Annotated in this window: 12 protein-coding genes; 6 read left to right on the forward strand and 6 right to left on the reverse strand. The window is 70.6% G+C overall.

The genetic code is table 11. From position 1 onward, the window contains the following. Window positions 1–37: 37 nt before the first annotated feature. The 4 genes from RWH45_RS14630 to RWH45_RS14645 form a co-directional block, all read right to left on the reverse strand. Complete coding sequence (locus RWH45_RS14630) at window positions 38–949, reverse strand: 3-methyladenine DNA glycosylase (RefSeq protein WP_437127350.1); 912 nt, start codon at window positions 947–949, stop codon at window positions 38–40. After that, window positions 946–1,656: an SOS response-associated peptidase gene (locus RWH45_RS14635; protein ID WP_315995613.1), complete on the reverse strand. Its 711-nt coding sequence runs from the start codon at window positions 1,654–1,656 to the stop codon at window positions 946–948. Before RWH45_RS14635 ends, RWH45_RS14630 begins: the two co-directional genes overlap by 4 nt. A 206-nt stretch (window positions 1,657–1,862) precedes the next feature. After that, on the reverse strand, window positions 1,863–2,894 hold the full coding sequence (locus RWH45_RS14640) for an App1 family protein phosphatidate phosphatase (protein ID WP_315995614.1): 1,032 nt from the start codon (window positions 2,892–2,894) through the stop codon (window positions 1,863–1,865). Window positions 2,895–2,899: 5 nt separating this feature from the next. Continuing rightward, window positions 2,900–3,580 carry a DedA family protein gene (locus RWH45_RS14645; RefSeq protein WP_315995615.1) on the reverse strand — a complete coding sequence of 227 codons (681 nt, stop codon included), beginning with the start codon at window positions 3,578–3,580 and terminating at the stop codon, window positions 2,900–2,902. A gap of 42 nt (window positions 3,581–3,622) precedes the next feature. Between RWH45_RS14645 and RWH45_RS14650 the strand changes: the two genes are divergently transcribed. From RWH45_RS14650 to holA, 5 genes are all read left to right on the forward strand, one after another. Then, a complete protein-coding gene (locus RWH45_RS14650; RefSeq protein ID WP_315995616.1) occupies window positions 3,623–4,864 on the forward strand; it encodes an anthranilate synthase component I family protein in 1,242 nt (413 codons plus the stop codon). 65 nt (window positions 4,865–4,929) lie between these two features. After that, entirely contained in the window at window positions 4,930–7,503 is a 2,574-nt protein-coding gene (gene leuS / locus RWH45_RS14655; RefSeq protein ID WP_315995617.1) for a leucine--tRNA ligase, read from the forward strand. A gap of 252 nt (window positions 7,504–7,755) precedes the next feature. Further along, window positions 7,756–8,376 carry a ComEA family DNA-binding protein gene (locus tag RWH45_RS14660; protein ID WP_315995618.1) on the forward strand — a complete coding sequence of 207 codons (621 nt, stop codon included), beginning with the start codon at window positions 7,756–7,758 and terminating at the stop codon, window positions 8,374–8,376. Between the two features lie 2 nt (window positions 8,377–8,378). Further along, window positions 8,379–10,679 (forward strand): ComEC/Rec2 family competence protein, encoded by a 2,301-nt coding sequence (locus RWH45_RS14665; RefSeq protein WP_315995619.1) that lies wholly within the window; start codon window positions 8,379–8,381, stop codon window positions 10,677–10,679. A 93-nt stretch (window positions 10,680–10,772) separates the two neighbouring features. After that, entirely contained in the window at window positions 10,773–11,810 is a 1,038-nt protein-coding gene (gene holA / locus RWH45_RS14670) for a DNA polymerase III subunit delta (protein WP_315995620.1), read from the forward strand. A 600-nt stretch (window positions 11,811–12,410) separates the two neighbouring features. Here the strand turns inward: holA and rpsT are convergent. Together rpsT and RWH45_RS14680 are read right to left on the reverse strand one after the other, a co-directional pair. Next, window positions 12,411–12,671: a 30S ribosomal protein S20 gene (rpsT, locus tag RWH45_RS14675; protein WP_136585549.1), complete on the reverse strand. Its 261-nt coding sequence runs from the start codon at window positions 12,669–12,671 to the stop codon at window positions 12,411–12,413. A gap of 115 nt (window positions 12,672–12,786) precedes the next feature. Continuing rightward, entirely contained in the window at window positions 12,787–13,512 is a 726-nt protein-coding gene (locus RWH45_RS14680) for an alpha/beta fold hydrolase (protein WP_315995621.1), read from the reverse strand. 86 nt (window positions 13,513–13,598) lie between these two features. On the opposite strand from RWH45_RS14680, the gene lepA reads away from it, so the two are divergent. Next, window positions 13,599–15,443 (forward strand): translation elongation factor 4, encoded by a 1,845-nt coding sequence (gene lepA / locus RWH45_RS14685; RefSeq protein WP_315995622.1) that lies wholly within the window; start codon window positions 13,599–13,601, stop codon window positions 15,441–15,443. Window positions 15,444–15,461: the final 18 nt, after the last annotated feature.

Raw genomic sequence — 15,461 nt, forward strand, 5'->3', positions numbered from 1 at the left:
TTTTGTTTTCCGCCCCGTTTGAGGCAACTCCATGAGCTTACAACACGGATCGCAGACGAGAAAAATCGACGCCGCCGGGCGTGTCGTCGGACGACGTCACGGCAGCCAGCAGTCGCTGTCGAAGCTCCTGACCACGGGCGCTGAGCGCGCGCTGTCGCGCGACGTACGCGGCTTTGCCCTTCGGCGTTTCGATGGCCACCGCGTCGTAGCCCCAGTCGGTGAGGTCGTACGGCGACGCTTCCATGTCGAGGGTGCGGATGTCGCGGGCGAGTGCGAACGCGTCGAGGAGCACGGAGCCGGGGACGAGAGGGCCGAGCTTGACCGCCCATTTGTAGACGTCCATGCCGGCGTGCAGGCAGCCCGGCTGCTCCCACTCCACCTGATCGTCGCGCCGCAGCGTACGGCGGTTGAGCGGCACGGCGTCGGGGGTGAAGAATCGGAACGCGTCGAAGTGGGTGCACGTGAGGTCATGCGCGTCGACCACCGCGTCGGTGCCGGCACGGCCCAACCGCAGCGGAACGGCGTGGCGCACCTCGTCGGCACGGTAGGCCATCGCCCACTCGTGCAGACCGAAGCACCCGAACTGCGGGGCGCGATCGCGCGTCGCGCGCAGGAGGTTCACGATCCCGCGGTACATCGAGCCCCTGTCGGCGCGGAAGCCGGCGGCATCCACGCGCACGTCGTCGCCGTCGGCGCGGTACCAGCGCCAGGAGCTGCGTTCGGTCGCGTCTCGCAGGATCACGCCCGGTCCCGGATGCCACCGCCGCAGGATGGCGGGCTTGTACGAGTAGTACGTGAACAGGAAGTCCTCGACGGGGTGCTTCTCGCCGCGGCTCGCGCGCGCGCGGTGCGCGGCGGTCATCGCGTCCGCCCGCTCAGCGTGGGCGGAGGCCAGCGGCGTCCATTCGTCGCGGGCGAGGACCGCGTCGGTGTCGATGGTCACGGTCATTCGACGGGGGCGATGAGCTCGGGGGAGTCGTTGCGCACGTTGCCGACCGCCGACGACACGACGTGGTCGTCGAGCGTCTCGGCCACGTCGGGGGCCGCATCGATCGCGGCGTCGAGGATGTCGCCGACGTTCTCGGTGGTCGGGTCGAGCCACGCATCGGCGACATCGGGGTCCATGAACAGCGGCATGCGGTCGTGGATCGAGCCGAGGCGGCCGATGGAGTCGCGCGTGAGGATCGTGCAGCTCAGCACCCATCGCGCCGGATCGTCCTCGGCGCGGGCGGGGTCTTTCCACCACTCGTAGAGTCCCGCGAAGAACAGCGGCGACCCGTCGGCGGGGTGGATGTAGTGCGGCGTCTTGCCCGCCTCGGTGGTCTTCCACTCGTAGTACCCGGATGCCGGGATGATCGCGCGCCGCTTGATGAGCGCGTTGCGGAACATCGGCTTGTCTTCGACCTCTTCGCTGCGGGCGTTGAAGGCCCGCGCGCCGATTTTCAGGTCTTTCGCCCAGCCCGGCACGAGACCCCAGCGGGCCACTTCGAGGCGGCGCACCGGCGGCTCGCTCTTGAGCGAGTCGAGCACGATGGCCACCGGCGAGGTGGGAGCGATGTTGTACGACGGCTGAGGCAGGTCGTCGGCCTCGACGTCGACGCGCAGCACCCCCACGAGTTCACTGGCGACATTGGCCACGACGAATCGACCGCACATAACTCCACCGTACGCGGACCCTCCGACATCGGCGCGACCGTCACCCTTCCCGCGCTCTCGGCGGAGCGCAGAGCCGCGCGCATCCGACGGTCTCGCGACGTGCGGGTTCTCGGCACACCACCGGATCGCCGATCACCTCCGGGACCCGCCGCGGCTGCGCGACTCCTCGAGGTTCCGCACGGCGCGGGGCGCCGTGGCATCCGGGATCAGGCGTCGCGGGAGATGACCCCGACGTCCTCCAGGCGGTCGAGCAGGGCGGCCCCGTCGGAGCCGGTGACCCACGGCACCTCGGCCGCGGAGTGATCGTCGACGACGGTGCGACCACCGGCGAGCACGGCCTCGGCGGGCAGGAGGCGGCGGATCGCGACGGCCTTGACGTTCTGCGGGTGCTCGATGGCGAAGCCGGTGTAGATGGCGTCGTCGTGCTGGCCGTCGTCTCCGACCAGCAGCCACTTCACGTGCGGGAACTCGGCGGCGAGGCGGCGCAGGTTGAGCTCCTTGTGGTCGCGGCCGCTGCGGAACCAGCGATCGTGCGTCGGACCCCAGTCCGTCAGCAGGAACGAACCCGCCGGGAACAGGTGACGGCGCATGAACCGGGTGAGCGTCGGGGCGACGTTCCACGCGCCCGTCGAGAGGTACACCACGGGCGTACCCGGGTGCTCGCGGGTGAGACGCTCGAGCATGACCGCCATGCCGGGGACGGGCTGTCGCGCGTGCTCGTCGACGACGAAGGAGTTCCACGCCGCCAGGAGGGGGCGGGGGAGAGCCGTCACCATGACGGTGTCGTCGATGTCGCTGACCACGCCGAAGCGCACGTCGGAGCCCACGATGAAGACGCGGACCTCCGCCGGGGTGCTGCCCTCGACCGACATCGTGACCGTCTGCCAGCCGGGCTTGAGCGCGGCGGGGAGCTTCGCGTCGATGACACCCCCGCGATCGGCGGCGACCTGGTGCGTCACCCCGTCGATCACGACGGTGACGTGCGCGAAGCCCACCGGAACGGCCGCGAAGCTGCGCCACCCGCGGAGGCTCTCGAGTTCACCCGTGGAGGTGCGCTTGGTCGGCGGGGCGATCAGGACGCGGCCCAGGACGCGCACCCATTCCTCGGTGCCGTAGCCGGGGAAGCCGGTGACGGCGGGACGGAGGCCGCGGGCGCGTGCGCGTCGTTCGCGCCAGCGGTGGAAGCGACGCTCCAGTCGGGCGAACCAGAGCACTTTGGCGCGAGGATTGCGAGGCATCCGCCTCAGTCTTTCACGTCGCCGTCCGCGGATTCCAGGACGTGCCCGTCATCGGTCAGGTGACGACGTTCCATCCGTTCGATGACCTTCTTGCCCACGAAGACCAGCACGAGGAAGACGACGAGGATGCCGACGAAGACGTAACCGGCGTAATGGATGCGGTCGCTGAGCTCGCGGTAGGTGCCCGCCGCCCCCGCGGCGACCGTGACGTAGAGGCTCGCCCACACGACGCACGCGGGCGTGGTCCACGCGAGGAACCGGCGGTAGCTGTACCCGCTCATCCCCACCGTGAGGGGGACGAGGGAGTGCAGCACGGGGAGGAATCTCGAGAGGAAGATGGCCGGCCCCCCGCGCCTGCGCAGGTAGCGGTCGGCGCGGTCCCAGTTGCGCTCGCCCAGCTTCTGCCCCAGGCGCGACGCACGGATGCGCGGGCCGAAGTACCGCCCGAGCCAGAAACCGAAGCTCTCGCCGATGAGCGCCCCCACCACGATCGCGGCGGCCAGCACGACGCCCTCCAGCGGAGAGGCGACAGCCGTGCCGGCGACGATGACCATCGTGTCGCCGGGGACGATGAGGCCGACCAGCACGCTCGTCTCGAGCATGACCGCCAGACCGGCGATGACCGTGCGCAACACGGGGTCGACGTTCTGGACGACGTCGAGCAGCCACGTGAGGATCTCGTTCACCTCCCTCAGCCTAGAGCCGCCGGGCACGCCTAGCCTGGGAGCGTGCCCCACTCCGCCTCTCCATTCACCCGGCACGCATGGATCGACCCCGAAGCGGTGTTCCTCCACGTCTTCGCCACGGCCGCTCACGCGTTCTGGCTCGACGCCGGAGTCGATGCCGAGACGGGATGGAGCTGGATGGGGGCGGGGAGCCCGGCGGGGGAGGTCGGCCCCTCCGGCGTCGATGCGGCGCGGGCGAGCGCACCCGACGATGACGGGGCCGGCGCCTTCCGCGGGGGATGGGTCGGCTGGCGCACGTACGAGGGCGACGGGGCGTGGCTGCGCGTGGACGCGTTCCTCGCGTTCGACCACGCTTCCCGCCGCCTCTTCGTCTTCGGCGACGCGGCGGCGGCGGAGCGCCTCGTCTCCGTTCCCCCCGCCGACCCCGTTCCGGACGCGCCGGCCCGGGGCGTGGCATCCGCGCGTGTCTCGCCCGACCGGTACGCCGAACTCATCCACGCGTGCCGCGAGCGGATCCGCGAGGGCGACGCGTACCAGCTGTGCCTCACCACCCGGTTCACCGTGCCGGGAGCGGTCGATGCGCTCGACGTGTTCCGCCGTCTGCGCCGGGCGTCGGGGTCGCATCACGCGGGATTCCTGCGGCAGGGCGGGACCGCCCTCGCGAGCGTGTCACCCGAGCGCTTCCTCACCGTGCGCGACGGAGACGTGCACACGCACCCGATCAAGGGCACGCGGCGCCGCGCCGCCGATGCCGAGACCGACCGGGCGCTGGCCGAGGAGCTGCGGACGGATGTCAAGGAGCGCGCCGAGAACGTCATGATCGTCGACCTGATGCGCAACGACCTGTCGCGCGTGTGCGAGCCGTCGACGGTCGGCGTCGATCGCCTCCTCGAGGTGGAGACCTACCCGAGCGTGCACCAGCTCGTGAGCGAAGTGTCGGGGAGGTTGCTGCCCGGGACGACGATTGGGGAGCTGCTGTCCGCGACCTTCCCGGCCGGGAGCATGACGGGCGCCCCCAAGCAGTCGGCGATGGACATCCTGGCCGGGCTCGAGGGAGCGCCCCGCGGTGTGTACTCCGGCGCCTTCGGCTGGGTCGGCGACGACGGCTCCGCCGACCTCGCCATGGTCATCCGCAGCGTCGTGGTGGAACCGGATGCCGCCTGGGTCGGCGCCGGCGGCGGCATCACGTGGCGTTCGGTCGCGGCATCCGAGGTGGCCGAAGTGGGGCTCAAGGCCCGCAGTCCGCTCGCCGCGCTCGGGGTCGACGTCCCGCCCGGGTGGTGACCGGGACTCCGATAGCCTGGGAGCCGGCCCTCGTGGCCTCCCGACCTTCACGATTGGCTTCACCCGTGTCTCAGAATTCCGCAGCAGACCCCCGCGAGGGGGGCTTCGACACCCACGCCATCCAGGCGAAGTGGCAGCAGGCTTGGGCCGAGAAAGACCCCTTCCGCGCCGGTGGCGACGACGACACGCGCCCGCGCAAGTACGTGCTCGCGATGTTCCCCTACCCCTCGGGCGACCTTCACATGGGTCACGCCGAGAACTACCTCTACTCCGACATCGTGGCGCGCTTCTGGCGCCACCGCGGCTACAACGTGCTCAACCCCATCGGGTGGGACTCCTTCGGCTTGCCGGCCGAGAACGCCGCGATCAAGCGCGGCGCCGACCCCGTCGAGTGGACGTACGCGAACATCGACCAGCAGAAGGCGAGCCTGAAGGACTACGGCGTCTCGTTCGACTGGAGCCGGGTGCTGCACACGAGCGACCCCGAGTACTACCGCTGGAACCAGTGGCTGTTCCAGAAGTTGTACGAGAAGGGCCTGGCCTACCGCAAGGACGCCCTGGTCAACTGGGACCCGGTGGATCAGACCGTGCTCGCCAACGAGCAGGTGCTGCCCGACGGCACGAGCGAGCGCAGCGGCGCCGTCGTGGTGAAGAAGAAGCTGACGCAGTGGTTCCTGCGCATCACCGACTACGCCGACCGTTTGCTCGACGACCTGAACCAGCTCGAGGGCTTCTGGCCGAGCAAGGTCATCCAGATGCAGCGCAACTGGATCGGTCGCTCGGTCGGTGCCGACATCGAGTTCGAGATCGAGGGGCGCGCCGACAAGATCACGGTCTTCTCCACGCGCCCCGACACGCTGCACGGCGCGACGTTCTTCGTCGTGGCGCCGGAGTCCGATCTCGCGGCCGAGCTCGCGGCATCCGCTGATCAGGGGGTGCAGGAGACGTTCCGCGCCTATCTGGAGCAGGTGCAGCGCGCGACCGACATCGAGCGTCAGTCGACCGACCGGCCCAAGACGGGCGTGTTCCTGGGGCACTACGCCGTCAACCCGGTCAACGGCGAGAAGCTGCCGATCTGGGCCGCCGACTACGTGCTGGCCGACTACGGCCACGGAGCGGTCATGGCCGTGCCCGCGCACGACCAGCGCGACCTCGACTTCGCGCGCGCCTTCGACCTGCCCGTCAAGGTGGTCGTCGACACCAACGCGCCCGTCACCGGGGCGATCCCGGTCATCGAGCTGGATGCCGACGGCGTGCCGATCGATCCGCTCGGCGACGTCGATGACCTCGATCCGGTCAAGACCGGGGTCGCGCTGACCGGTGACGGTCGCATGATGAACTCGGGTTCGCTGAACGGGCTGAGCAAGCGCAACGCGATCGCCCGCATGATCGAGGAGCTCGAGGCGAAGGGCGTCGGCCGCGCGGCCAAGACGTACCGCCTGCGCGACTGGCTGATCTCGCGCCAGCGTTACTGGGGCACGCCGATCCCGATGCTGCACGGCGAGGACGGCTCGATCACCCCGGTGCCCGCCGACCAGCTGCCGGTGCGCCTGCCCTCGGTCGAGGGTCTCGACCTCAAGCCCAAGGGCACCTCGCCCCTGGGGGCGGCGACCGAGTGGGTGCAGGTCACCGACCCCGAGACGGGGCAGACGCTGCTGCGCGACCCCGACACGATGGACACCTTCGTCGACAGCTCTTGGTACTACCTGCGCTTCCTGTCGCCGAACAACGAGACCGAGGCGTTCCCGACCCGCGAGGCGTCGAAGTGGGGTCCGGTCGACTTCTACATCGGTGGCGTCGAGCACGCGATCCTGCACCTGCTGTACGCGCGTTTCATCACCAAGGCGCTGTTCGACATGGGCCTGGTGGAGTTCACCGAGCCCTTCTCGAGCCTCATCAACCAGGGCATGGTCATCCTCGACGGCGCGAAGATGTCCAAGAGCAAGGGCAACCTGGTGCTGTTCCAGGAAGAGCTCGACGCCCACGGCGCCGACGCGCTGCGCGTCGCGCTCGCCTTCGCCGGCCCGGTCGAGGACGACAAGGACTGGAACGACGTCTCGACCACCGGTGCGGCGAAATTCCTCGCCCGCGCCCTGCGCATCGCGCACGACGTCGACAGCGAGACGGACGTCGTCTGGGCCGAGGGAGACGCGTCGCTGCGCCGCGTGACCCACCGCCTGCTGGCCGAGGCGCCGAACCTCATCGAGCAGACGAAGTTCAACGTCGTCGTCGCACGCCTCATGGAACTGGTCAACGCCACCCGCAAGGCGGTCGACGGGTCCGCCGGGGCGAGCGACCCCGCCGTGCGCGAGGCCGCCGAGGTCATCGCCATGACCCTCGACCTGTTCGCCCCGCACACCGCGGAGGAGATGTGGCAGACGCTCGGCTACGAGGGATTCGTCGGCCTCGTCACCTGGCGCCAGGCCGACCCGACGCTGCTGGTCGAAGACACCGTCACCGCCGTCGTGCAGATCGACGGCAAGGTGCGCGGCACGCTGCAGGTCTCGGCCAAGATCGGCGCCGACGAGCTGGAGAAGCTCGCCCGCGCCGACGAGAAGGTGCTGCGCGCCCTGGGCGACCGCGAGATTGTTCGCGCGGTCGTGCGCCCGCCGAAGGTGGTCAGCTTCTCGACGAAGTGATCGTCGCCTCCGGATGCCACGTCCTGACGCTCCCCGGAGCGTTGGGGCGTGGCATCCGGTGTTCTCGGGGTGGGGGCATGAGCCGTGGCGCTTCGTGAGCGGGTGAGCGGGCCGGCGTCGATGCGGTAGCGGCGACGCCGTCGGGGAACTCCGCCTCAGGCGGTTCCTCCCCACGGGGCGAGATGGCGGGCTCGTCCACGGATGCCGTCGGCGTGCCCACTCGGGAACGGTGCTCCTGCCTACCGTGAGCGTATGACCGCCCGTCCCGTGCAGACCCCGGATGCCGACTCGTCCGGTGCGCGCCGGAAGCTCGGCGTCGGTGCGGTCATCGTGCTCGTGTTGGCGGCCTTCGCCATCACCATCGGGATCGGGATGTTCCGCGCAGCGACCGGGGCCGAGACCGTCACGCCCGGCCCGTCGCCGTCGCGCAGCGCGATCGTGCCCGTCCCGTCCGGCATGTACGTCCATGTCGCCGGTGCCGTCCGCCGGGCGGGGCTCTATCGGCTCGATGCCGGTGGCCGGGTGGCTGACGCCGTCGCGCTGGCCGGCGGGTTCGCCGACGACGCGGACCGCGACGGCGTCAATCTCGCCCGCACGGTGACCGACGGGGAGCAGATCGTCGTTCCGGTGGCGGGTGCCGCTCCGGAGACGAGCGCGCCGGCGACCGCGGGGGGCGCGAACACCCTCATCGACCTCAACACGGCGACGGCCGAGCAGCTCGACACCCTGCCGCGGGTGGGGCCCGCGATGGCCGACCGCATCATCGCCTGGCGGACGGAGAACGGACGGTTCACCAGCGTCGACGACCTTCTGTCGGTGCCGGGCATCGGCGACAAGATGCTGGCCGCCATCCGCGACCTGGTGCACGTGTGAACGTGAGGCGGGCACTGCTGCGGCGGTCCCTGCGGCCGGTCGCTGTGGCGGGGGGCACGTGGGCGGCGGCCGCCGCGGCGACCGTCCTGACCGATCCCGGCCTTCTCGCGGCGGGCCTTGCGGCGGCCGCGGCCGGAGCGGTGGCGCTCCTCACCCGGGTGCGGCATCCGATCCTGGTCGTCGCCGCTGTCGCGCTGGGCTGCGCGGGCGCCTCGGCCGGCACGGTGGCGTCCCTCGTCCCCACGCGCGAGGCCGTCGCGCATCTGCAGGTGGAGGGCGGGCGGCATCTGCGCGTCACGGCGACCGTGACGGGACATCTCGCCCGCAGTTCCCAGGGCGGGGCGTGGGCGGATGCGACGGTCTCCCTCGTCGCTGCGGGCGACACCGCGGTGCGCGGGCTGATCCCGGCCCGGATCGGCCTCGACTCCGAGACCCTGGACGACGCCGCTGCACTCGGGCCCGGCAGCGAGCTCGTCGTCGCGGGAACGGGTATCCCCACTGATCCCGCCGACCGCGCGATCCTGGCGCTGCGGGTGACCGAGGTCGAGCGGGCGGCTGCGCCCGAAGGTCTCTGGGCGACATTCGAACAGCTGCGAGACGGGCTGGTCGACTCGACTCGCGGCCTGCCGCAACCGGGGGCGGGCCTCATCCCGGGACTGGCCGTCGGAGACACCTCCAGCCTCGACAGCGCCACCGAGACCGCCATGAACGCCGCCTCCCTGTCGCACCTGACGGCGGTGTCGGGTGCGAACTGCGCCTTGGTCGTGGGGTCCGCGTTCGGTCTCCTCTCCCTGTGCGGGGTCGGCCGCGGCATCCGGGTGGTCGGCGCGCTCACCGTCCTGGCCGCGTTCGTCATCCTGGTCACACCCGAGCCCAGCGTCGTCCGAGCAGCGGTGATGAGTGCGATCGCGCTGCTGGCGGTCGCCCTGGGGCGATCGGCCGTCGGAATCGCCGTGCTGGCGGGGGCGACGACCGCGCTGCTGATCGCCGACCCGTGGCTGTGCCGATCGCTCGGCTTCGCCCTGTCGGCCGCGGCGACCGCGGCCCTGCTCGTGTTGGCGCGCCCGCTCGCCGACGGTCTCGGGCAATGGATGCCGGCACCCCTCGCTCTGGCGCTGGCGGTGCCCTCGTCGGCTCAGGTCGTGTGCGGCCCGCTGATCGTGCTGATCGACCCCCACGTTCCGCTGCTCGGGGTGGTGGCGAACATACTCGCCGATCCGGCCGCGGCGCCGGCGACGATCGCGGGGGCGCTCGCATGCATCGCCCCCATCCCCTGGTTGCGCGATGGTCTGACGGTGCTGGCGTGGATCCCCGCCGCCTGGATCGCCGCGGTCGCGCACACGACCGCCGGTGTGCCCGCGCAGAACCTGCCGTGGCCGGACGGGACCACGGGTGCTGCGCTTCTGGCCGTCGTCGGTGCCGCGATCATCATGGCGATCGTCCGCCCTCAGCGGGTGCCGCGCCTGACCGCCGTTGCGACGGCGATGGTCGCGGTCCTGGTGGGGGTGGCCGGCGCCACGGGAACCGTGCGCTCCGTGGCCGGGCCGCTCACCGTCCCGGTGGCATGGCAGGTGGCCATGTGCGACGTCGGGCAGGGCGATGCCACGCTGTGGCGGTCCGGTGCAGCGGTCGCCCTCGTCGACACGGGGCCGGACCCGCAACCGCTCGCGGACTGCCTGCAGACCCTCGGCATCGCGCGCCTCGACCTGGTCGTGCTGACGCATTTCGACAAGGACCACGTGGGCGGGTCGGCAGCGGTCGTGGGCCGAACCTCGCTGGTGCTCCACGGCCCCCTGGGAGAGTCGACCGATCAGAAGCTGCTCGACCGCTTCTCTGCCGGTGGGGCGCGGCTCCTCGCCGCCACGATGGGGATGACGGGCGAGGTGGGCGACACGCGGTGGCAGGCGCTCGGCCCCCTGCCCGGAATGGAGCCGGGAAACGCCGCGAGCGTCGCGATCGACGTCGCCGGCGAGAACTTCCCGCGTACCGTTCTGCTCGGCGACCTCGGCGCCGAGCCGCAGGCGGCGTTGCTGCGCCGCATCGAGCTGCCGCGGGTGGAGATCGTGAAGGTGTCCCACCACGGTAGTGCCGACCAGGACGGCGAGCTCTACCACCGGTTGCACGCCGCCGTCGGGCTCATCGGCGTCGGAGCCCACAACACCTACGGACACCCGACCGCGCGTCTGCTCGACATCCTGCAGAAGGAGGGCACGATCGCGGCACGGACGGACACCGGCGGGATCCTCGCCGTCTGGCATGACGATGAAGGACGACTCGCGCTGTGGCGCCAGCGCGAGGCATGACCGGACCGGCGCCCGTTCGGCGCTCGACCCGGGCCGCCACGCGCTGAGACGCCGACCGACCACGGTGTCCGAGGGCATCGGTAGGCTGGGGGAGTGACCCCGGCCCCTCGACGCGCAGCGCCCGCCAAGGCCAAATCGGCCATCCCGCAGGTGTCCTGGCGTGCCCCGCAGCCGGCGCCCATCGTGCTGGTCTCCGGCCCCGAAGAGGTCTGCGCCGAGCGTGCCATCGCCGGCATCCGCTCCCTCCTGAAGAGCGAAGACCCCAGCCTCGAGGTCACCGACATCCGTGCCGACGACTACGCCGCCGGCACCCTGCTCTCCGTCACGTCACCGTCGCTCTTCGGCGAGCCGCGCCTCGTCCGCGTCAGCGGGGTCGAGAAGTGCAGCGACACGTTCCTCACCGAGGCCGTGTCGTACCTGTCGCAGACGCAGGAGGGCGCCACGGTCGTCCTGCGCCACACCGGCGCGAGCGTCCGCGGGAAGAAGCTCCTCGACGGCATCCGCGCGGGTCAGGGGAGCGGCATCGAGATCGCCTGCCCCGCCGTCAAGCGCGACTCCGATCGCTTCGACTTCGCGGTCGGCGAGTTCAAGGCGGCCCAGAAGCGTATCGCCCCCGTCGCGCTCCGCTCGCTCGTGTCCGCTTTCGCCGATGACCTCACCGAGCTCGCCGCCGCATGCCAGCAGCTCATCGCCGATGTGCCGGGCGACATCGACGAGCGCATCGTCGAGCGCTACTACGGCGGGCGCGTCGAGACCTCGGCGTTCACCGTCGCCGACACGGCCATCGCCGGGCAGTACGGCCCGGCGCTGCTCGCGCTGCGGCACGCCCTGGCATCCGGAGCCGACCCCGTGCCGCTCGTCGCCGCTGTTGCGATGAAGCTGCGCACCATGGCGCGGGTCGCGGGGACGCGCGAGTCGTCGTCGGCCACCGCGCAGCGCCTCGGCATGAAGGACTGGCAGGTCGACCGCGCGCGCCGCGACCTCGTCGGCTGGACCGGCAACACCCTCGGCATGGCGATCCACGCCACGGCGCGCGCCGATGCCGAGGTCAAGGGCGCCTCGCGCGAGCCCGTGTTCGCGCTCGAGCGGATGATCACCGTCATCGCCACGCGCGCGCCGTACGGCGACTGAGGCGGCGCCCGGCGTCGGGGCCCCCGTGAGCAAGCGCCTCAGGTACGGGCGACGACAGCGCATCGTTCGGAGACAGGTCCGATCCGGCCGGGATGCCCCTGTCACGGAACGATCCCCTGTCCTCGAGTGCGAGCCGCGTCGGCACCCGATCACGCCCGCGCGATGTGGCGCGCCAGGAACGTCGCCGCCCGGAGCGTGAGTCGCGGCTCCGCTCGCCGCAGGTCGCGAACCACGACCACCTCATCGTCATCCGGTGAGGACACCGCCCGCGCCCACCGGAGCGCCGGTTCCGGAGGCTGCCCACCCGCCGGCATCTCACCGCTGAACAACTGCACGAGCCGGGACCGTGGATCCTCCCGGTCGCCGAAGACCTTCGCCGCTCGTTCGCTCTGCATGCTGCACCTCCCGGCATCCACGCTACGAACGCCGGTGCGCGGGTGCCTCCGCCGCGAGGAGGAGATGGCGTACGCCCAGGCCTGAACATGCCGCGGACATCCCGGACGCGACGAGACCCCCGGATGCGCTGGACCGAACCTCTCGCTCCGGGAACGACGAAGCCCGCCCCGCTGAAGCGGGACGGGCTGTCGAAACGGCTGCGGCTCAGAGAGCGTTGACCTGCTTCGCGATGGCCGACTTGCGGTTCGCGGCCTGGTTCTGGTGGATGACACCCTTGCTCACGGCCTTGTCGAGCTTCTTGCCGGCGAGGACGAGCGCCTTCTCGGCGGCTTCCTTGTCACCGGCCAGAACGGCCTCGCGGGTGCGACGCACGTGCGTCTTCAGCTCGCTCTTGACGGCCTTGTTGCGCTCGCGCGCCTTCTCGTTGGTCTTGTTGCGCTTGATCTGCGACTTGATGTTCGCCACGTCGACGGTCTTTCGTTTGAGTGAGTGTTGGAAGTGCCGGTCGAGCGGTAGAGGGGCGCTGTACCGGCGGTCGTGGAGGTCGGGAAAAACCCCACACGCAAGCCAAGAGACGAGTCTAACAGGTCGAGGTCTCGACCGTGGTGAGCGCCACCTCGAGCAGCGCGTTGAACACGCGGGGCCGCATCGCCGTGACGAGGTGGGTCGTGCGCGGGACCACGATCAGCTCGGCATCCTTCGCGATCGACGTGAAGAGCTTCTCGTTCACGCGGAGCTGGTCCCACTGCCCGTTCACGAACCACAGCGGCACCTCGATGCGCCGCAGCGCCGCGAGCAGGTCGAGCACCGACAGCGACGCGAGAGCGGAGTCCTGCGCGTCGAACGCGTAGCCGCCGGCACCGAAGTCCGGCCGCGTCTCGGGCGGGAGCGTGCGATCGAGCACCCGGTTGGTCAGACCCAGGCCGCGGTCGGGCAGGCTGTCGAATCGACGCGCGAGGAACCGATAGGCGGCGAGCCCCACCCCGCGCGGGATCGAGGTGCAGGACGCCGCGATGAACGCCGCGACCGGCGGCGGGTCTTCGCGCCCGACATATTCGATCGAGAGCAGACCGCCCATCGAATGGCCCACGAGCAGCACGGGACCGCGGGTCGCGGCATCCCGGACCGCCCGATCGATGGTCGCGAAGGCCTCGTCGAGGGTGAACTCCTCGCCCCGACGCGTGCCGTGCCCGGGCAGGTCGACGGCGGTCACCGGGGTGCCGCGCTGCTCGAGGTGGGCGACCTGCGCGCGCCACATGGTCGCCGACGTGCGGATGCCGTGCACGAGCACGACCTGGACCGCCATGGCATCCACCTTAGAAGCGCCGTCGAGGCGCAGCCTGAGCGTCCGCGGACGGCGATGTCGGCGCGCCACCGTAGAATCGACGGAACATGTCACCGCGCGCCCTGAAGCCCCTCGAGCCGTCCGCCACCCCGCCGGCGCAGATTCGCAACTTCTGCATCATCGCCCACATCGACCACGGCAAGTCGACGTTGGCCGACCGCATGCTGCAGATCACCGGCGTCGTCGCCGACCGCGACATGCGCGCGCAGTACCTCGACCGCATGGACATCGAGCGCGAGCGCGGCATCACCATCAAGTCGCAAGCGGTCCGGATGCCGTGGTCCACGGCAGACGGCACGTTCGCCCTCAACATGATCGACACCCCCGGTCACGTCGACTTCACCTACGAGGTGAGCCGTTCGCTGGCCGCGTGCGAGGGCGCGATCCTGCTCGTCGACGCCGCTCAAGGCATCGAGGCGCAGACCCTCGCCAACCTCTACCTGGCGCTCGAGAACGATCTGACGATCATCCCGGTGCTGAACAAGATCGACCTCCCCGCCGCCGACCCCGACAAGTACGCGGCCGAGCTGGCGGGTCTCATCGGCGGCGACCCCGCCGACGTGCTGCGCGTCAGCGGCAAGACGGGGATGGGCGTCGAGGAGCTGCTCGACCTCATCGTCGAGAAGATCCCCGCTCCCGTCGGCGTGGCGGACGCGCCCGCGCGCGCGATGATCTTCGACTCGGTCTACGACGCCTATCGCGGCGTGGTGACCTACGTCCGCATGATCGACGGGGCACTGCAGCCGCGCGAGCGTCTGCAGATGATGTCGACCGGCGCGACCCACGAGGCGCTCGAGATCGGCGTCTCCAGCCCCGAGCCGATCCCCACCCAGGGGCTCGGCGTCGGCGAGGTCGGCTACCTCATCACCGGCGTGAAGGACGTGCGCCAGTCGAAGGTCGGCGACACGATCACGACGCACCGCAAACCCGCCACCGAGGCTCTCGCGGGGTACACCGACCCGAAGCCCATGGTCTTCTCGGGTATCTACCCGATCGACGGCAGCGATTACGCCGAGCTGCGCGAGGCCCTCGACAAGCTCAAGCTCTCCGACGCCTCGCTGCAGTACGAGCCCGAGACCTCCGTCGCGCTCGGCTTCGGGTTCCGTTGCGGCTTCCTCGGCCTGCTGCACCTCGAGATCATCACCGAGCGCCTCTCACGCGAGTTCGGTCTCGATCTGATCACCACCGCTCCGTCGGTGACCTACGAGGTCACCACCGACACCGGCGAGACCGTGTCGGTCACGAACCCGAGCGAATACCCCGACGGCCGCGTGGCCTCGGTCTCGGAGCCGATCGTCAAGGTCGGCATCCTGCTCCCGAAGGACTACGTCGGTACCGTCATGGAGCTGTGCCAGTCACGCCGCGGCACGCTTCTCGGCATGGACTACCTCAGCGAAGACCGGGTCGAGCTGCGCTACAACATGCCGCTCGGCGAGATCGTCTTCGACTTCTTCGACCACCTGAAGTCGCGGACGCAGGGCTACGCGAGCCTCGACTACGAACCGGCCGGACAGCAGACCGCCGACCTGGTGAAGGTCGACATCCTCCTGCAGGGCGACAAGGTCGACGCGTTCAGTTCGATCGTGCACCGCGAGAAGGCCTACAGCTACGGCACGATGATGGCCGAGCGGCTGCGCAAGCTCATCCCGCGCCAGCAGTTCGAAGTGCCCATCCAGGCCGCGATCGGTGCGCGCATCATCGCGCGCGAGACGATCCGCGCGATCCGCAAGGACGTCCTCGCCAAGTGCTACGGCGGTGACATCACCCGTAAGCGCAAGCTCCTCGAGAAGCAGAAGGAGGGCAAGAAGCGCATGAAGATGGTCGGTCGCGTCGAGGTCCCCCAGGAGGCGTTCATCGCCGCGCTCTCCGGCGACGTCGAGGCCAAGAAGTAGAACGCACGCAACCGAGAG

Source organism: Microbacterium galbum, assembly GCF_032464915.1.
GTDB classification, from domain to species: domain Bacteria; phylum Actinomycetota; class Actinomycetes; order Actinomycetales; family Microbacteriaceae; genus Microbacterium; species Microbacterium galbum.

Excerpts from the sequence above, each read along its gene's own strand:
- RWH45_RS14640 (WP_315995614.1), bottom strand. The coding sequence starts at position 2,894 with ATGCCTCGCAATCCTCGCGCCAAAGTGCTCTGGTTCGCCCGACTGGAG.
- lepA (WP_315995622.1), top strand. The coding sequence starts at position 13,599 with ATGTCACCGCGCGCCCTGAAGCCCCTCGAGCCGTCCGCCACCCCGCCG.
- RWH45_RS14680 (WP_315995621.1), bottom strand. The coding sequence starts at position 13,512 with ATGGCGGTCCAGGTCGTGCTCGTGCACGGCATCCGCACGTCGGCGACC.
- RWH45_RS14630 (WP_437127350.1), bottom strand. The coding sequence starts at position 949 with ATGACCGTGACCATCGACACCGACGCGGTCCTCGCCCGCGACGAATGG.
- RWH45_RS14660 (WP_315995618.1), top strand. The coding sequence starts at position 7,756 with ATGACCGCCCGTCCCGTGCAGACCCCGGATGCCGACTCGTCCGGTGCG.
- RWH45_RS14635 (WP_315995613.1), bottom strand. The coding sequence starts at position 1,656 with ATGTGCGGTCGATTCGTCGTGGCCAATGTCGCCAGTGAACTCGTGGGG.